12 protein-coding genes are annotated in these 17961 nt (G+C 72.5%); 7 read left to right on the top strand and 5 right to left on the bottom strand.

The window, feature by feature from the left end:
- Positions 1-24 precede the first annotated feature (24 nt).
- Positions 25-1377 (top strand): DivIVA domain-containing protein, encoded by a 1353-nt coding sequence (locus tag FH715_RS10010; RefSeq protein WP_139643265.1) that lies wholly within the window; start codon positions 25-27, stop codon positions 1375-1377.
- A gap of 111 nt (positions 1378-1488) precedes the next feature.
- Here FH715_RS10010 and ileS read toward each other — a convergent pair whose 3' ends face one another.
- The gene (gene ileS, locus FH715_RS10005; RefSeq protein WP_139643262.1) at positions 1489-4629 is read right to left on the bottom strand and encodes an isoleucine--tRNA ligase; all 3141 of its coding nucleotides are present in this window, start codon (positions 4627-4629) and stop codon (positions 1489-1491) included.
- Between the two features lie 467 nt (positions 4630-5096).
- Here ileS and FH715_RS10000 point away from each other — a divergent pair, with 467 nt between their 5' ends.
- From FH715_RS10000 to FH715_RS09985, 4 genes are read left to right on the top strand one after another with little or no spacing between them, the layout of a single operon-like run.
- Complete coding sequence (locus FH715_RS10000; RefSeq protein ID WP_246108660.1) at positions 5097-5561, top strand: TraR/DksA family transcriptional regulator; 465 nt, start codon at positions 5097-5099, stop codon at positions 5559-5561.
- Between the two features lie 42 nt (positions 5562-5603).
- Positions 5604-6257 carry a signal peptidase II gene (locus FH715_RS09995; protein ID WP_139643259.1) on the top strand — a complete coding sequence of 218 codons (654 nt, stop codon included), beginning with the start codon at positions 5604-5606 and terminating at the stop codon, positions 6255-6257.
- Positions 6258-6282: 25 nt separating this feature from the next.
- Positions 6283-7224 carry an RluA family pseudouridine synthase gene (locus tag FH715_RS09990; RefSeq protein ID WP_139643256.1) on the top strand — a complete coding sequence of 314 codons (942 nt, stop codon included), beginning with the start codon at positions 6283-6285 and terminating at the stop codon, positions 7222-7224.
- Positions 7225-7234: 10 nt separating this feature from the next.
- On the top strand, positions 7235-8827 hold the full coding sequence (locus FH715_RS09985; protein ID WP_139643253.1) for a Na+/H+ antiporter: 1593 nt from the start codon (positions 7235-7237) through the stop codon (positions 8825-8827).
- Positions 8828-8857: 30 nt separating this feature from the next.
- Here FH715_RS09985 and FH715_RS09980 read toward each other — a convergent pair whose 3' ends face one another.
- Positions 8858-9910, bottom strand: a complete 1053-nt coding sequence (locus FH715_RS09980) for a mechanosensitive ion channel family protein (protein WP_139643250.1) — start codon at positions 9908-9910, stop codon at positions 8858-8860.
- A gap of 147 nt (positions 9911-10057) precedes the next feature.
- Between FH715_RS09980 and FH715_RS09975 the strand changes: the two genes are divergently transcribed.
- Positions 10058-10621 (top strand): dienelactone hydrolase family protein, encoded by a 564-nt coding sequence (locus FH715_RS09975; protein WP_139643852.1) that lies wholly within the window; start codon positions 10058-10060, stop codon positions 10619-10621.
- 13 nt (positions 10622-10634) lie between these two features.
- Here FH715_RS09975 and FH715_RS09970 read toward each other — a convergent pair whose 3' ends face one another.
- The 3 genes from FH715_RS09970 to FH715_RS09960 form a co-directional block, all read right to left on the bottom strand.
- The gene (locus tag FH715_RS09970; RefSeq protein ID WP_139643247.1) at positions 10635-12194 is read right to left on the bottom strand and encodes a serine/threonine-protein kinase; all 1560 of its coding nucleotides are present in this window, start codon (positions 12192-12194) and stop codon (positions 10635-10637) included.
- Positions 12195-12324: 130 nt separating this feature from the next.
- Positions 12325-13278, bottom strand: coding sequence for a thioredoxin domain-containing protein (locus FH715_RS09965; RefSeq protein WP_139643244.1), 954 nt, complete (start codon positions 13276-13278; stop codon positions 12325-12327).
- Between the two features lie 66 nt (positions 13279-13344).
- A complete protein-coding gene (locus tag FH715_RS09960) occupies positions 13345-14028 on the bottom strand; it encodes a hypothetical protein (protein WP_139643241.1) in 684 nt (227 codons plus the stop codon).
- A 359-nt stretch (positions 14029-14387) separates the two neighbouring features.
- On the opposite strand from FH715_RS09960, the gene dnaE reads away from it, so the two are divergent.
- On the top strand, positions 14388-17930 hold the full coding sequence (dnaE, locus tag FH715_RS09955) for a DNA polymerase III subunit alpha (RefSeq protein ID WP_139643238.1): 3543 nt from the start codon (positions 14388-14390) through the stop codon (positions 17928-17930).
- Positions 17931-17961: the final 31 nt, after the last annotated feature.

The following is a 17961-nucleotide window of genomic DNA, read 5'->3' as shown; positions in this document are numbered from 1 at the left end:
GACGATTTACGTTGAGGTGAAGAGATGCCGCTGACTCCCGAGGACGTGCGGAACAAGCAGTTCACGACCGTCCGTCTGCGAGAGGGCTACGACGAGGACGAGGTCGACGCCTTCCTCGACGAGGTCGAGGCGGAGCTGACCAGGCTGCTCCGAGAGAACGAGGACCTGCGCGCGAAGTTGGCCGCGGCGACCAGGGCCGCCGCGCAGAACCAGCAGAACATGCGCAAGCCGGAGCCTCAGGAGCGACCGGGTGGCGGGCAGATGCCGGCCATATCGGGACCGGGTCAACAGCAGCAGCAGATGGGCGGCCCGCCGCAGCTGCCCGCGGGCCCCGGTGGCCCGGGTGGTCCCGGCGGTCCGGGTGGTCCGCAGGGGCATCCCGGTGGTCCCGGTGGTCCGGGTCCGATGGGTGGGCCCGGCGGTCCCGGGGGTCCCGGTCCGATGGGTGGCCCCGGCGGCCCCATGGGCGGCCCCGGCCAGCAGCATCAGCAACACCCCGGCGCCCCGGTGCCGATGGGTGCCCACGGCGGTCCCGGTGGCCCGGGCGGTCCCGGCGGTCCCGGTGGTCCGCAGGGGCATCCCGGTGGTCCCGGCGGTCCGGGTCCGATGGGTGGGCCCGGTGGGCCCGGCGGCCCCGGGGGTCCCGGTCCGATGGGTGGCCCCGGCGGCCCCATGGGCGGCCCCGGCCAGCAGGGCGGTGGCAACGAGAGCGCCGCGCGGGTGCTTTCGCTCGCCCAGCAGACCGCCGACCAGGCGATCGCCGAGGCGCGTTCCGAGGCCAACAAGATCGTCGGTGAGGCCCGCAGCCGCGCCGAGGGCCTGGAACGGGACGCCCGCGCCAAGGCCGACGCGCTGGAGCGGGACGCGCAGGAGAAGCACAGGGTCGCGATGGGCTCCTTGGAGTCCGCCCGCGCCACCCTGGAGCGCAAGGTCGAGGACCTGCGCGGCTTCGAGCGCGAGTACCGCACCCGGCTGAAGTCCTACCTGGAGAGCCAGCTGCGGCAGTTGGAGAGCCAGTCGGACGACTCGCTCGCCCCGCCGCGTTCGCCCGCCGCTCCCGCGCCCTCGCTGCCGCCCTCGCCCCAGCCGTCGCTCGCGTCGGCCGGCGCGCCCGCCGGTGGTCCCGGCGGAGGCAGCCTCGGCGGCCACCAGTCGCTCGGTGGCAACCAGCAGATGGGTGGCCACGGCGGTCACGGTGGGCACGGAGGTGGCCACGGCGGCCCCGGCCCCAACGGACCCTCCTCGTACGGCGGCCAGCAGCAGATGGCTCCGGCGATGACCCAGCCGATGGCGCCGGTGCGGCCCCAGGGCCCGCAGCCGATGCAGCAGGCGCCGTCGCCGATGCGGGGCTTCCTGATCGACGAGGACGACAACTGACCCTCTGACCAGGGACGGTCGGACCAGGCCGGATCAGGTCGTCGGATCATCAAAGGGGCGGGGCCCGGACGCTGAGTCCGGGCCCCGCCCCTTTGCGTGAGACCTACGAGGTCAGAGGCGGCGCAGCCAGAAGGTGGCGCCCGACGCCTCGTCGCCGAACGGGCCGAGGAAGTCCTCCCCGCCGTCGCCCTCCGCGAAGTCACCGGCCAGCACCTCGCTGGAGACCAGCGCCTGGTGGTCGGTCAGGGCCCGCACCGTCTCCTGGTCCTCGGCGGCCCACCGGACGGCGATCCGGTCGGCGACCTCAAGGCCGCTGTTCTTCCTGGCCTCCTGGAGCAGCCGGATCACGTCCCTGGCCAGCCCGGCCCTGCGCAGCTCCGGGGTCACCTCCAGGTCGAGCGCCACGGTGGCCCCCGTGTCGGAGGCGACGGCCCAGCCCTCGCGCGGGGTCTCGGTGATGATGACCTCGTCCGGGCTGAGCGTGACCCGCTCGCCGTCCACCTCGACGGTGGCGGTGCCGGCGCGCAGCGCGGCCGACAGCTCCGCGGCGTCCGCCTCGGCGATCGCGCGGGCGACGGGCTGGGTGCCCTTGCCGAAACGGCGGCCCAGCGCGCGGAAGTTGGCCTTGGCCGACGTGTCCACCAGCGAGCCGCCCATCTCGGCGAGCCCGCCGAGCGTGAGGACGTTCAGCTCCTCGGCGATCTGCTCGCGCAGGTCGTCACCGAGGAGCTCGAAGCCCTGGGCGGCGACCAGCGCGCGGCTGAGCGGCTGGCGGGTCTTCACCCCGGACTCCGCGCGGGTCGCCCGGCCCAGCTCGACCAGCCTGCGGACCAGCAGCATGTCGCTGGAGAGATCGGCGTCGACCAGCGACAGGTCGGCCTCCGGCCAGCTGGCCAGGTGGACCGAGTCGGGCGCGCCCGGCGTCACCGGCGCCACCAGGTCCTGCCACACCCGCTCGGTGACGAACGGGACCAGCGGCGCCATCAGCCGGGTGACCGTCTCCAGCACCTCGTGCAGGGTGCGCAGCGCGGCCGGGTCGGCCTGCCAGAAGCGGCGGCGCGAGCGGCGGACATACCAGTTGGAGAGGTCGTCGACGAAGGTGGAGACCAGCTTGCCGGCGCGCTGGGTGTCGAAGTCGTCCATGGCCTCGGTGACCATCTTGACCAGCGCGTTCAACTCGCTCAGCACCCAGCGGTCCAGCAACGGGCGCTCGGTGGGCGCCGGGTCGCGCTGGCCGGGGACCCAGCCGCCGGTGCGGGCGTACAGGGCCTGGAAGGCGACCGTGTTCCAGTAGGTGAGCAGCGTCTTGCGCACCACCTCCTGGATCGTGCCGTGCCCGACCCGCCGGGCCGCCCACGGGGAGCCGCCGGCGGCCATGAACCAGCGGACGGCGTCGGCCCCATGCTGCTCCATCAGCGGGATGGGCTCCAGGATGTTGCCCAGGTGCTTGGACATTTTCCGGCCGTCCTCGGCCAGGATCAGCCCGAGGCAGACCACCGACTCGTAGGACGAACGGTCGAAGACCAGCGTGCCGACGGCCATCAGCGTGTAGAACCAGCCGCGCGTCTGGTCGATGCCCTCGCAGATGTACTGCGCCGGGTAGTGCCGCTCGAACTGCTCGCGGTTGCGGTACGGGTATCCCCACTGGGCGAACGGCATCGAGCCGGAGTCGTACCAGCCGTCGATGACCTCGGGCACCCGGGTGGCCGTGGCCGCGCAGCCGTCCTCGGGGCAGCCGAAGGTGACCGCGTCCACGTAGGGCCGGTGCGGGTCGAGCCCCGACTGGTCGGCGCCGGTCAGCTCGCTCAGCTCGTTGAGCGAGCCGACGCAGGTCAGATGGCCCTCGTCGCAGCGCCAGATGGGCAGCGGGGTGCCCCAGTAGCGGTTCCTGGAGAGCGCCCAGTCCACGTTGTTGTTGAGCCAGTCGCCGTAGCGGCCGTGCTTGACCGACTCCGGGTACCAGTGGGTCCGCTCGTTCTCCCGCAGTAGCTTGTCGCGCACGGCGGTGGTGCGGATGTACCAGGACGGCTGTGCGTAGTAGAGGAGCGGGGTGTGGCAGCGCCAGCAGTGCGGATAGCTGTGCTCGTAGGCGACGTGCGCGAAGAGCCGGCCGCGGGCGGCGAGGTCGGCGGTCAGCGCCTCGTCGGCCTTCTTGAAGAACTGGCCGCCGACCAGCTCCAGCCCTTCCTCGAAGGTGCCGTCCGCGCGGACCGGGTTGAGCACCGGCAGCCCGTAGGCGCGGCAGGTGAGCAGGTCGTCCTCGCCGAACGCGGGGGACTGGTGGACCAGCCCCGTGCCGTCCTCGGTGGTGACGTACTCCGCGTTGACCACGTAGTGCGCCTCGGCGCCCCCGAAGTCCAGCAGCTCGAACGGGCGTTGGTAGGCCCAGCGTTCCATCTCCGCGCCGGTGAACGTCTCGCCCGTCGGCTCCCAGCCCTCTCCCAGCGCGCGCTCCACCAGCGGCTCGGCGACCACCAGGCGCTCCGTGCCGTCGGTCGCCACGACATAGGTGACCTCGGGGTGGGCGGCGACGGCCGTGTTGGAGACCAGCGTCCAGGGCGTCGTCGTCCACACCAGCAGCGAGGCCCCGCCCGCCAGCGGCCCCGAGGTGAGCGGGAAGCGGACGAAGACCGAGGGGTCCACGACCGTCTCGTAGCCCTGCGCCAGCTCGTGGTCCGAGAGGCCGGTCTCGCACCGCGGGCACCAGGGGGCCACCCGGTGGTCCTGGACGAGCAGGCCCTTGTCGAAGATCTGCTTCAGCGACCACCAGACCGACTCGATGTACTCGGGGTCCATCGTGCGGTAGGCGTTCGGCAGGTCGACCCAGTACCCCATGCGGCGGGTCAGCTCGTCGAACGCGTCGGTGTGGCGGGTGACCGACTCGCGGCACCTGGCGTTGAACTCGGCGATGCCGTACGCCTCGATGTCCTGCTTGCCGGTGAAGCCCAGCTCCTTCTCCACGGCCAGCTCGACCGGCAGCCCGTGGCAGTCCCAGCCGGCCTTGCGGGTCACGTGGTAGCCGCGCATCGTGCGGTAGCGGGGGAAGACGTCCTTGAAGACCCGGGCCTCGATGTGGTGGGTGCCGGGCCGGCCGTTGGCCGTGGGCGGGCCCTCGTAGAAGACCCACTCGGGGCGGCCCTCGGACTGCTCCAGGCTCCGGTCGAAGGTCTTCTCCCGCTCCCACAGGGACAGGATCTCGTGCTCCAGGGCCGGCAGTTCGACCTGGGGTGGTACATGGCGGTACTGAGTCATCGGACCGTCCTCCGGCGGGACACCTGTTGCGTTCTCCGTCGGAGGGACGAGAGCACGCGCTCCCGCGGTACCACCCTCCTTGGCCGGGGCCGCTGGGCCCGGCCCGCTCGTTGGGCCGCGATGCCGGATCTACTCGCCCGCTGGGGCTTTCCGCCGGCGGCTCCGGGGTGATCTTCACATCGGGCGGCCCCCGGGCTTCCACCGTCCCCGGGTCGCTTCGGGCCGCTGACGACGCTACTCGTCCCCATCCACGCCTTTCGCTGCGACCAGTGTACGGGCGCTGGGGGCCCCTCGTTGACCGGTTACCCGGGGGCCGGGCGGGGCACAACGCAGGTGCGGACCGGCGTGGCCTCACGGCGGAGCCCCGTGGTCGATTTATCGTTCCGGACACGATTCGCCAGCAAGATCACACTATGTGAGGGATCGCGTCAGCGACGCGGGGGCCCGGGCAGACAGGAGCCGAGCAGGTGGCAACGAAGAAGAGCACCACGCAGCGAAGGGCCGAGGCCACCTCGACCATGGACCCGGCCGCCCCCGACGGGCTGGCGGTCCGTGCCGGCGAGGACCCCTGGACCGCGGAGGAGGTCGCGGAGGCCCGCGCCGAGCTGACCACCGAGGCCGACCGGCTGCGCGAGGAGATCAGCGCCGCCGAGGAGGCGTTGACCGGCCTGATGCGGGACTCGGGCGACGGCGCGGGCGACGACCAGGCCGACACCGGCTCCAAGAACGTGACCCGCGAGCACGAGATGGCGCTGACCACCAACAACCGGGAGATGCTCTACCAGACCGAGCGCGCGCTGCGCCGCATGGAGGCCGGCACCTACGGGCTCTGCGAGAAGTGCGGGAACCCGATCGGCAAGGCGCGGATGCAGGTCTTCCCGCGGGCCACCCTCTGCGTGGACTGCAAGCAGAAGCAGGAGCGCCGGTTCTGACGGACTTCCGAGCGTCGCACGGCCGTGTCGTACCCTCGTTCCGTGAGCGAGGCGGAGCGAACCATCGAGACCCCCGAAGAGCCCCCACCGGCCGTCGAGCCCCCGGGGGACGCCGTGCGTGAGGACGACGCGACGCCGGAGGAGGACTCCGCCCCGAAGGAGGGTGCCGCGACGCCCGAGGGCGAGCCCGCCGCCTCGCGCGGGCGGCGCCGGATCGGGGTGCTCGCCGTGGTGGCGGGGCTGGCCTACCTGCTGGACCTGGCGACCAAGGGCTGGGCGGTCGCGTACCTGGAGAACCCGGACCCCAACCGCAGCGTCGACGTCATCGGCGAGTGGCTGCGGTTCGAGGCGGTGCGCAACCCCGGCGCCGCCTTCGGGTTCGGTGAGACGCTGACCGTCATCCTGACCTGCATCGCGGCCACCGTGGTCGTGGTGATCATCCGACTGGCCCGCAAGCTCTACAGCGCGCCCTGGGCGGTGGCGCTCGGGCTGCTGCTGGGCGGGGCCCTGGGCAACCTGACCGACCGGCTGCTGCGCTACCCCGGCGTCTTCGAGGGGCACGTGGTCGACTTCATCGCCCCGAAGCACTTCGCCGTCTTCAACCTGGCGGACTCGGCGATCGTCTGCGGCGGCATCCTGATCGTGCTGCTGTCCTTCCGCGGCCTCGACCCCGACGGGACCGTGCACCGGGACTGATCCCGCTTCGGGCATACTCGATCGGGTGAGCACGCTTCCCGAAACCCGCACCCTGCCCGTACCTGAGGGACTGGAGGGTGAGCGGGTCGATGCCGCGCTCGCCCGGATGCTCGGCTTCTCGCGCACCAAGGCCGCCGAGCTGGCCGCGGCCGGGAAGGTACGGCTGGACGGCGCCGAGGTCGGCAAGTCCGAACGGGTGACCGGCGGTTCGTGGCTTGAGGTCGAGATGCCGGCACCGCCGGCCCCGGTGCGGGTGGTCGCCGAGCCGGTCCCCGGGATGAGGATCATCCACGACGACGACGACCTGGTGGTCGTCGACAAGCCCGTCGGCGTCGCCGCCCACCCCAGCCCCGGCTGGCGCGGGACGACCGTGATCGGGGGGCTGGCCGCCGCCGGGTTCCGCGTCGCCACCTCGGGCGCCGCCGAACGGCAGGGCATCGTGCACCGCCTGGACGTGGGCACCTCGGGGCTGATGGTCGTGGCCAAGTCCGAGTTGGCCTACCGGGAGTTGAAGCGGCAGTTCCGCGAGCGGACCGTGGACAAGCGCTACCACGCGGTGGCCCAGGGCCACCCCGACCCGCTCTCCGGCACCATCGAGGCGCCCGTGGGGCGCCATCCGACCGCCGACTACAAGTGGGCCGTGGTCGCCGAGGGCAAGCACGCGGTGACCCACTACGACCTGGTCGAGGCGTTCCGGGCGGCCAGCCTGCTGGACATCAAGCTGGAGACCGGCCGCACCCACCAGATCCGCGTCCACCTCTCGGCGCACCGGCACCCCTGCGTCGGCGACCTCACCTACGGCGCCGACCCCACCCTGGCGCAGCGCCTGGGGCTGACCCGGCAGTGGCTGCACGCCGTGCGGCTCGGGTTCGCGCACCCGGCGGACGGCCGCTGGGTGGAGTGCGAGAGCGACTATCCGGACGATCTCGGCCACGCCTTGACCGTTCTGCGTGCGGAGAGCGCGTAGTAAGGAACGTGTGGACCAACTGACTCTGCTCTTCGCCCTGTTGCTCGGCTCCGTCGTGATGGTGCCGGTGGCGGAGTGGCTGCGCGTCCCGGCACCCGTGGTGATGACCGTCTTCGGCGGCGGCCTGGCGCTGCTGCCGGTGGTGCCCGAGGTGTCGCTGCCGCCGGAGTTCATCCTCCCGCTGGTGCTGCCGCCGGTGCTCTACGCGGCGGTGCAGCGCACCTCCTGGCGGCAGTTCGCGGCCAACATCCGGCCGATCCTGCTGCTCGCCGTCGCGTTGGTCTTCGTCACCACGGGCGTGGTGGCCGTGGTCGCCCAGCTGGTGGTGCCCGACCTGCCGCTCGCGCCGGCCATCGCGCTGGGCGCGCTGGTCGCGCCGCCCGACCCGGTCGCGGCCACCGCGGTGGCGGGGCGGCTGGGGCTGCCGCGCCGGATGGTGTCGATCCTGGAGGGCGAGGGCCTCTTCAACGACGTCACCGCCATCACGCTCTACCACGTGGCCGTCGCGGCGGCCGTCACCGGATCGTTCTCCGTCTGGGGCGCCGGCGGCGAGCTGGTGCTGTCGGCGGTGGTCGCGGTGCTGGTGGGGCTGGCCCTCGGCTGGCTGACGGCGCGGCTGCTGGTGCTGCTGGGGGACGCGACGCTGTGCACCGGGCTGACGCTGCTCGCGCCGTTCGCGGCCTACGCGGTGGCGGAGGAGCTGCACGGCTCCGGGGTGCTCTCCGTGCTGGTCGCCGCGCTGTTCCTGGGGGAGCGGGCCACCGACCCGGACGACGTGACCGGGCGACTGACCGGGCAGAGCTTCTGGGCGGTGATAGACCTGCTGGTCACCGGCGTCGCGTTCGGGCTGATCGGCCTGGAGCTGAACGTGGTGCTGACGGCCGCCACCGGGCGCTGGGGCGAGCTGCTGCCCGCCGCCGGCCTGACGCTGGTGGCCGTGGTGCTGGTGCGGCTGGTGTGGCTGCTGCCGGCGGCCTGGCTGGCGAAGCGGCTGCACCGCAGGGCCGACCTCCAGGAGGACATCCCGCTCAGCTGGCGGGAGACGGTGATCATGTGGTGGTCGGGGATGCGGGGCGTGGCCTCGGTGGCGCTGGCGCTGGCCGTGCCGCTGACGGTCGACGACGGGGGCGCGTTCCCCGAGCGGGACGCGATCGTCTTCATCGCCTTCGCCGTGGTGCTCGGCACCCTGCTGATCCAGGGGCTGACGCTGCCGTGGCTGGCGACCCGCCTCGGGGTGCGCGGCGACAGCAACGCCGAGGAGGCGCTGGAGCACGAGCTGGCGGTGCGGGCGGCGAAGGCGGCCAAGGGCCGGCTGCGGGAGATCACCCGGGAGCGCGAGCTGCCGGAGGAGGTCACCGAGGCGCTGCTGCGGCGCGCCTACGAGCTGGGGACGCGGATCTCCCCGCGGATGGCGGAGGAGGACCGCCGCGACCAGGTCTCCCACCGGGGGGAGCGGGTGCGGGAGCTTCAGCTGCTCCACGCCGAGCTGCTGTCGGCGGCCCGGCGCGCGGTGCTCGACGCCAGGGCCGAGCCCGGCACCGACCCCGAGGTGGTGGACCGGGTGCTCAACGCGCTGGACCGCCGCAGCCTGCCGCACGGCTGACCGCGGGGCCGCCGCGCCCAGCCGCCGGCGTCACGCCTCGGGCGCCGGCGCGACGGCGGCCGGGGAGGTGGCGACGCGGGGCAGGGCGTAGGGGTGCTGGTCCCGCAGCCAGGTGATCAGCTCCTCGCGGACCGCGCAGCGCAGCGTCCACACGTCGTCCGCGTTCCTGGCCGACATCGCGGCCCGCACCTCGATGGTGGTGGGGGTGGTGTCGGTGATCACCAGGCTCCAGGCGCGGCCGTCCCAGTCCTTGCGGCCCAGCAGGAACTCCTGGAGGTGCTTGCGGAGCGCGGCGACGGGCGCGGTGTGGTCCAGGTGGAGGAAGACCGTGCCGGTGATCTCGTGGCCGCCGCGCGACCAGTTCTCGTAGGGCCTGCTGTTGAAGTAGGAGACCGGCATGGTCAGCCTGCGGTCGTCCCAGATGCGGACGGTGAGGAACGCCAGGGAGATCTCCTCGACGGTGCCCCACTCGCCCTCGACCACCACGGTGTCGCCGATCTTCACCGAGTCCCCGAAGGCGACCTGGAGGCCGGAGAACAGGTTGCCCAGCATCGACTGGGCGGCGACGCCGGCGATGATGCCGATGACGCCGGCGGAGGCCAGCATCGACGTGCCCAGGGTGCGCAGCCCGGGGAAGACCAGCAGTATCGCCACGGCCGCCGCGACCACGGCCAGCACGGAGGTGACCACCCGCCGCAGCATCGCCAGCTGGGTGCGGAACTGCCGCACCCTCGCCTCGTCCTGGGTGCGGGAGGCGTAGCGGGTGAGAACGTTCTCCGCGACCGCGTTGGCCACCCGGATCGCCAGCCAGCCGGCGGCGGCGATGGTGACGGTGGCCAGCACGCCGTGGAACACGTCGTTGCGGCGCAGTTCGAGATCGAACAGGTCGTAGGCGATCTGCACGGCCGACGAGGCCAGCAGCACCTGGAGCGGCAGCTGGCAGCGGCGCAGCAGCCCCCAGATGCGGGTCTCCCCGTGGCGCGCGTCGGCGATCCGGAGCATCCGGTCGATGACCCAGCCTATGACCAGGGTGAGCGTGACGGTGCCGCCGATCACCAGCAGCGGGCGCAGCACGTCATCCATCGAATCCCTCTTCGTTTCCCTCGGCTTCCCGGTCCCCCGCCGGGTCGGTTTCGGTTCGTCGGGCACGGTTCCCCGGGCAAGGCTAACTGGCAGGATGGGAGCGCCCTGTCAGACGAGGAAGGCGGCCAGGCGACCGTGAGCGATGTCATGCTTTTCCACTCCGCGTACGGCCTGCGGCCCGCGGTCCTGGAGGCGGCCGAGCGGCTGCGGGCCGCCGGGCACCGGGTGTGGACGCCCGACCTCTACGAGGGGCGCACCTCCGAGACCGTGGAGGAGGGGATGGCGATCAAGGACGAGATCGGCCGTGACGAGCTGCTGCGGCGGGCGATCGCGGCGACCGCCCCGCACTCGGACGGCGGCGTGGTCTACGCGGGGTTCTCGCTGGGCGGCTCGCTGGCGCAGACCATCGCGCTCAACGACGCCAAGGCGCGCGGGCTGCTGCTCCTGCACGGAACGGCCGACATCGCCGACGAGACGGCCGTCGACGACCTGCCGACACAGCTGCACGTCGCCGACCCCGACCCGTTCGAGCCGCACGACTGGCTGACCGCCTGGTACCTGCGGATGGGCCGGGCCGGGGCCGACGTCGAGGTCTTCCGCTACCCGGGCGCCGGCCACCTGTACACCGACCCCGGGCTGCCGGACCACGACGCGGAGGCGGCGGAGGCCACCTGGCGGGTCGCGCTCGGCTTCCTGGACGAGCTGGGCTGAGGCGGCGGGGCGGTCAGTCCTCCTTGACGCACCGGCCGCTGCCGCCGTCGTAGGGGTCGCAGACCAGCTCGATGTCGTCGGGGTCCTGGCTGAGATAGCGGCCCACGCAGGCCTCCGCGGTGGTCAGCCCGGCCTCCGTGCAGCGGGCCACGGCCTCGCGGCCGTCGGCGAACGGGCCGGGCGCGTAGACCACCCAGTACCCGGGGTTGAGCGAGGCGTAGTCGTCGCTGCGCAGCACCTGGGCCTCGGGGACCAGGGTGCGGACCGCCGCCAGCCGCTCGTCCCTGGTCTCGGTGCCGCTGGCGACGGGCTCGGAGAGGAACTGGGCCACCCAGCGGTCTTCGGTCCCGGTCTCCGACTCGACGGGGTCCGACGGCTTCTCGTTCTCCTCCGGGTCCTCGTCCCCCTCGGGGTCCTCCTCCGGATCGCCGCCTCCGTCGCCGGTGTTCTTGTCGTTCTCCTCGCCGGTCTCCCCGGGGGCCGTGGCCCGTTCGGACGAGCCGGCCTCGGGGCCCGACTCGTCCCCGCCGCCGTCGCGCAGCAGCCAGGCCGCCCCGGCGCCGAGCAGCAGCAGGACGGCGGCCGTGGCGATCGCCAGCGGCGCCCGGCGGGAGCGACCGCCGCCTGGCGGCGCGACCGGCCCGGTCACCGGGCCGGGTGCCGGGGGAGTCGGGGGCGCGGTGGGCGGCGCCGCCCAGGGCGACGCGGGCGCGGGCGGCGTCGGCGGCACGCCGGGCCCCGCCTCGGCGCTCCGCGCCGCCTCCGCCAGCAGCCGGTCGAGCGCCTCGGCGTCGGGGCGCAGGGCCGGGTCCCGCTGGAGCAGCGCGTCGAGCGCCGCGGTCAGCGGGCCCGAGCGCACCGGCGGCGGCACCGGCTCCTCCAGCACCGCGGTCAGCGTGGCCAGCGTGGAGCCCCTGCGCAGCGGCGAGTGGCCCTCGGTGAGGGCGTAGAGGGTGATGCCCAGCGACCACAGGTCGGCCGCCGGGTGGTCGGGCGCGCCCCGCACCCGCTCGGGGGCCAGATACTCGGGGGAGCCGACGATCGCGCCGGTGACCGTGAGGGTGGTGGAGCCGGCGAGCGCGGCGATGCCGAAGTCGGTGAGCACGGCCGAACCGTCCTCGCGCAGCATGATGTTGGCCGGCTTGACGTCCCGGTGGTGGATCCCGGCGGCGTGCGCCGCCCGGAGCGCGGCGAGCACGTCGCGCCCCCAGCGGATCGCGTCCGCCGGAGCGACGGGGCCGCCGTCGGCGCGGTCGTGCAGGGACTCCCCCGGCAGCAGCTCCATCACGAGCCAGGGGTAGGGGAGCACGTCGACGATGTGGTAGATCCGCACCACGTGCGGATGGCTGAGCCGGGCCAGGGCGCGCGCCTCGCGCAGCACCCGCTCGCGCAGCACCTCGGGGCTGGGCGCGCCCTTTCCCAGGTCCTCGGCGGGGCGCACCTCCTTGAGCGCGACCTCGCGGTGCAGCGCCAGGTCCCTGGCGCACCAGACGGTGCCCATGCCACCCCGCCCGAGCCGCCTCAGCAGCTCGAAACGCCCGTCGATGATCTGTCCGCGCTCGGCCCCCCGCATGGGTCCAGGGTAGAGCAGGGGAGTGGCCGCTCAGCCCAACGGGCGGGCGTTCCCAGGGGACTCGCCCGCCCGTCGCGCGGTGCCTCGCACGCGGCCCGGCCCGCGGGCCGGCGCGCTCACCCGGCGTCGGTCACTCGGTGCCGGGGTTCTCCTCGCCGTCCTCGGCGTTCTCCTCGCCCGAACCGCCCTCGGCGTTCTCCCCGCCGTCGCCTTCCTCTTCCTCGGCGTTCTCGTCGCCGCCGTCCTCCGGCTGCTCCTCGACGAGTGCGGCGGCCAGCACGGCGTCCCAGTCCTCGGGGGTCCTGGGCGTCTCGATGGGCGTGCCGTTGACCTTGACGGTCGGGGTGCCCGTCACCTCCTCGTCCGCGTCGAACTTCTGCGACATCTGGAGCGCCCAGCCGGCGAACGTGCTGTTGTTGACGGCCTTCTCGAACTCGGCGTTGCCCTCCAGCTCGGGCACGTTCTGCGCCAGCTCGACGAGCCGCTCGTCGTCGCCGAACTCGTCGGTGCTCTCGGCCGGGTGGTTGTCCGCCGCGTAGAGCTGCTCGTGCAGGCCCTGGAACGCCTCGGGGCTCACGTCCAGCGCGGCACCCAGCGCGGAGAGCGCGTTGCGGGAGCCGGTGCCGCCCAGGTTGTTGTCCAGGAAGGTGCCGAAGACGTACTCGACGTTGTACTCGCCGTTGGCGACGTCCTCGCTGATCGCGGCGCCCACGCCCTGCTCGAAGCTGGCGCAGGAGGGGCAGCGGGGGTCCTCGAAGAGGGTCACGGTGTTGGCGGCCTCGGGGTCGCCGACCAGCACGGTCAGGCCGTCGTCGCCGGTGGCGTTGGAGGGGGCCAGCACGTCGTCCGGGCTCTCCTCGACCTCGGTGCTGACCGCGCTCCAGTCGGTGGCGTCGCCGTCGCCGCCGCTGTCCATGTTGGCGACGGCGACGCCTATGCCGGCGGCTATCGCGAGGATGCCCACGACCGAACCACCGACGGTCAGCTGCCGACGGATCTTGTCCTTCTTCTTCTGCTTCTGCCGCTCGGCGAGGAGCCGTTCGCGGGCGGCGCGCTTGGCCTCTTGTGAGTTGCGCTTGCTCATGGGTGATCGACGTCTTTCGTCTGGGGGGTTGTCCGCTTCCGTGTTGGCGCGCGCCCGGCCCTGGCCTCAGCGCGCGGCGAGCGCGAGCGGGGGGCCGCGGCGCGGCAGCGAGTGGACGAGCGGCGGGGTCGTCGGCCGCTGCGGCCGGGGGCTGACCCGCGCCGGGCGCCCGGGCTCCTCGGTCCTGCGGGCGACGCACGCCCAGGCGACGATCAGCGGCCGGAACGTCGCCGCGCCGGCCGCGCGCAGCAGCCGGCCCACGGCGCGCTCGCCGCCGCGCAGCCAGCCGGCGGCGGCCAGGCCGACCGCGACGTGCGCGGCCAGCAGCAGCCAGGGCCCTGAGGCGCTGCCGGGGGCGTCGGCCAGCGGCTGGTGCCCCCCGGCGAAAAGCCGGGTCAACGGGGTGCCGACGTCGCCGCCCGCGCAGACCACGTCCAGCCCGAAGACCCGCAGCGGCCCGGGGGTGGCGGTCGCGCCGGGGCCGTAACAGGCGCCCTGTCCCGCGGTGAAGACGGTGTCGGCGGCCAGCTGCGTCGGAACGAGCAGGGCGGCGATGGAGGCGAAGCCGCGTTCTCCCTCGCCGGCCAGGGCCCACGCCAGCGCGAAGACGCCGAGCGCGACCATCGCGACGGCGGGCGCGGGCAGCGGGCGGCCGGAGACCAGCACGTGGGCGCCGGCGGAGAGCGCGACGCAGAGCGCGGCGAACACCGCCGCGCGCAGCACGCGTATACCGGAAGTCGACCTGCCCATCGTTGCCGAGTGTGCCACGCCCGGACGCGGTGCGATACGGCCGGGCACGACAGGACCCGCCGGCGCGCGGGAGACGGGGTCGCCGGGTACGGTCACGGACCGTGCGCGGGGCGGCGTTCCGGCCGGTTTCCGCAAGGGTTTCGGAAACGGTTCCGGGACGGTCGCTGACCTTGGGTGTTGCCGGACGAACGCAATGTGACCTGCGGAAACGCTCGGGCCGTTGAGGCGGGGGAGAGCGGGGGCAACGGGCGGGACCAGAGGTAGGGTCGGTGTCCTGGCGCGCGCCCTCGCGATGGCCGGTCGGTCCCGGGCGTTCGCGCCCGCGACGACCCCTGTCCCAGCTCCGGAAGGCCCGTGGAGTGAGCAAGCCCTTCACACACCTGCATGTGCACACCCAGTACTCGCTGCTGGACGGTGCGGCGCGGCTCAAGGACATGTTCCGTGCCTGTCAGGAGATGGGCATGAGCCACATCGCGGTCACCGACCACGGGAACCTGCACGGCGCCTACGACTTCTTCCAACAGGCGCGCGCGGCCGACATCACGCCGATCATCGGCATCGAGGCGTATGTCGCCCCCGAGTCCCGCCGCCACAAGCGCCGGGTGCAGTGGGGCCAGCCGCACCAGAAGCGGGACGACGTCTCCGGTTCCGGTGGCTACACCCACAAGACCATCTGGGCCTCCAACGCGACGGGCCTGCACAACCTCTTCCGGCTCTCCTCGGACGCCTACACCGAGGGGTACTTCGTCAAGTGGCCCCGGATGGACCGGGAGACGATCTCCCAGTACGCGGAGGGGCTGATCGCCTCCACCGGCTGCCCCTCGGGCGAGGTGCAGACCAGGCTCCGGCTGGGCCAGCCCGAGGAGGCGCTGAAGGCGGCCTCGGACTACCAGGACATCTTCGGGAAGGGCCGCTACTTCCTCGAACTCATGGACCACGGCCTGGAGATCGAGAAGCGGGTCCGCGACGGGCTGCTGGAGATCGGCCGCAAGCTGGACATCCCGCCGCTGGTCACCAACGACTCGCACTACACCTACGCGCACGAGGCCGACGCCCACGACGCGCTGCTGTGCGTGCAGACCGGCAAGAACCTCTCCGACCCCGACCGGTTCCGCTTCGACGGCGGCGGCTACTACCTGAAGTCCCCGGCCGAGATGTACGCCGTTGACTCCTCGGACGCCTGGCAGCAGGGCTGCGCCAACACCCGGCTGGTCGCCGAGCAGGTCGACATCGCCGGCTGGTTCGAGTCACGCGACCTGATGCCCAAGTTCGACGTGCCGGACGGGTACTCCGAGGTCACCTGGTTCCAGGAGGAGGTCCGGCGCGGCATGGCCAGGCGCTACCCGGGCGGGGTGCCTGAGGACCGGCAGCGGCAGGCCGAGTACGAGATGGGCGTCATCATCCAGATGGGGTTCCCCGGCTACTTCCTCGTCGTCGCGGACTTCATCATGTGGGCCAAGGAGCAGGGCATCGCGGTGGGCCCCGGCCGCGGCTCGGCGGCCGGCTCGCTGGTCTCCTACGCGATGGGCATCACCGACCTCGACCCCCTCGAACACGGCCTGATCTTCGAGCGGTTCCTCAACCCCGAGCGCGTCTCCATGCCCGACGTCGACATCGACTTCGACGAGCGCAGGCGCGGCGAGGTGATCCGCTACGTCACCGAGAAGTACGGGGCCGACAAGGTCTCGATGATCGGCACCTACGGCACCATCAAGGCGAAGGCCGCCATCAAGGACTCCTCCCGGGTGCTCGGCTACCCCTACGCGATGGGCGACCGCATCACCAAGGCGATGCCGGCCGACGTCCTCGGCAAGGGCATCCCGCTCTCCGGCATCACCGACAAGGACCACCCCCGCTACAGCGAGGCGGGCGAGGTCAGGTCGATGTACGAGAACGAGGCGGACGTCCGCAAGGTCATCGACACCGCCAAGGGCCTGGAGGGCCTGGTCCGGCAGATGGGGATGCACGCCGCGGGCGTGATCATGTCCAGCGAGCGGCTGGTGGACCATGTGCCGCTGTTCGCGCCGAAGAACGACGGCGTGGTCGTGACCCAGTGGGACTATCCCACCTGCGAGTCGCTCGGCCTGCTGAAGATGGACTTCCTCGGGCTGCGCAACCTGACGATCATGGACGACGCCGTCAAGCTGATCAAGCAGAACAAGGGCGTCGACATCAAACTGCTCGACCTGACGCTCGACGACCCGAAGACGTTCGAACTGCTCGGCAAGGGCGACACGTTGGGCGTCTTCCAGTTCGACGGCGGTCCGATGCGGTCGCTGCTGCGGATGATGAAGCCCACCGACTTCGAGGACATCTCCGCCGTCGGCGCCCTGTACCGCCCGGGGCCGATGGGCATGAACTCGCACATCAACTACGCGCTGCGGAAGAACGGCCAGCAGGAGATCACCCCGATCCACAAGGAGCTGGAGGAGCCGCTCCGCGAGGTGCTGGACGTCACCCACGGGCTGATCGTCTACCAGGAGCAGGTGCAGAAGGCCGCGCAGGTGCTCGCCGGCTACTCGCTCGGACAGGCGGACCTGCTCCGCCGGGCGATGGGCAAGAAGAAGAAGGAGATCCTCGACAAGGAGTTCGTCCCCTTCCAGAAGGGGATGCGGGACAACGGCTACTCGGACGAGGCGATCCAGGCCGTCTGGGACGTGCTGGTGCCGTTCTCCGGGTACGCGTTCAACAAGGCGCACTCCTCCGCGTACGGGCTGGTCACCTACTGGACGGCGTACCTCAAGGCCAACTACCCGGCCGAGTACATGGCCGCGGTGCTCACCTCCGTCCGCGACGACAAGGACAAGTCGGCGGTGTACCTCAACGAGTGCCGCCGGATGGGCATCCGGGTGCTGCCGCCCGACGTCAACGAGTCGGAGGCGGTCTTCACCCCGCGCGGGGACGACGTGATCGTCTTCGGGCTGACCGCCGTGCGCAACGTCGGGCAGAACGTGGTGGACTCGATCGTGGCCACCCGGAGGGCCAAGGGGAAGTACAGCTCCTTCCCCGACTTCCTCGACAAGGTCGAGGCGGTGGTCTGCAACAAGCGCACCATCGAGTCGCTGATCAAGGCCGGCGCCTTCGACGCGCTGGACCACACCCGCAAGGGCCTCACCCAGCACTTCGAGTCGATGATCGACAACGTGGTGCAGGTCAAGCGTAAGGAGGCCGAGGGCCAGTTCGACCTCTTCGGCGGCATGGGCGACGCCGACGCCGCGCAGGACGGCCCCGGCTTCGGGATGGACGTGGTCTTCTCCGAGGAGGAGTGGGAGAAGTCCTATCTGCTGGCCCAGGAGCGGGAGATGCTCGGGCTCTACGTCTCCGACCACCCGCTCTTCGGCATCGAGCACGTGCTGGACGAGAAGGCCGACGTGGCGATCGCCGCGCTCAACGGCGGGGAGCACTCGGACGGCGCGATCGTCACCATCGGCGGCATCATCTCCGGGCTCCAGCGGAAGATGACCAAGCAGGGCAACGCCTGGGCCATCGCCACCGTCGAGGACCTGGCGGGCACGATCGACTGCATGTTCTTCCCCGCCTCCTACCAGCTGGTCTCCACCCAGCTGGTCGAGGACGTCGTGGTGTTCGTCAAGGGCCGGCTGGACAAGCGGGAGGACGTGCCGCGGCTGGTGGCGATGGAGCTGATGGTGCCCGACCTGAGCGAGGCGTCGGCCAACGCGCCGGTCACCCTCACCATCCCCATGGTCAAGGTCACCCCCCCGCTGGTGGAGCGGCTCGGGGAGGTGCTGGGGCAGCACCGGGGCTCGACGGAGGTGCGGGTGCGCCTGACCGGCGCGCGCAGCACCACCGTGCTCCGTCTCGACCGCCACCGCGTCCAACCCGATCCGGCGCTCTTCGGCGACCTCAAAGCGCTCCTGGGGCCCGCCTGTTTGGCGGGATGATGGCGCCCGCTTTACCGATCCGGGAAGGGCC

Source organism: Streptomyces sedi (assembly GCF_006335015.1).
GTDB classification, from domain to species: Bacteria; Actinomycetota; Actinomycetes; order Streptomycetales; family Streptomycetaceae; genus Streptomyces; species Streptomyces sedi.
This window is presented reverse-complemented; position numbering and strand designations above follow the sequence as displayed.

What these genes read in the sequence shown, in the direction of transcription:
- FH715_RS09980 (WP_139643250.1), bottom strand. Translation starts at nt 9,910, where the DNA reads ATGGATGACGTGCTGCGCCCGCTGCTGGTGATCGGCGGCACCGTCACG.
- FH715_RS09970 (WP_139643247.1), bottom strand. Translation starts at nt 12,194, where the DNA reads ATGCGGGGGGCCGAGCGCGGACAGATCATCGACGGGCGTTTCGAGCTG.
- FH715_RS10010 (WP_139643265.1), top strand. Translation starts at nt 25, where the DNA reads ATGCCGCTGACTCCCGAGGACGTGCGGAACAAGCAGTTCACGACCGTC.
- FH715_RS09960 (WP_139643241.1), bottom strand. Translation starts at nt 14,028, where the DNA reads ATGGGCAGGTCGACTTCCGGTATACGCGTGCTGCGCGCGGCGGTGTTC.
- ileS (WP_139643262.1), bottom strand. Translation starts at nt 4,629, where the DNA reads ATGACTCAGTACCGCCATGTACCACCCCAGGTCGAACTGCCGGCCCTG.
- FH715_RS09975 (WP_139643852.1), top strand. Translation starts at nt 10,058, where the DNA reads ATGCTTTTCCACTCCGCGTACGGCCTGCGGCCCGCGGTCCTGGAGGCG.
- FH715_RS09965 (WP_139643244.1), bottom strand. Translation starts at nt 13,278, where the DNA reads ATGAGCAAGCGCAACTCACAAGAGGCCAAGCGCGCCGCCCGCGAACGG.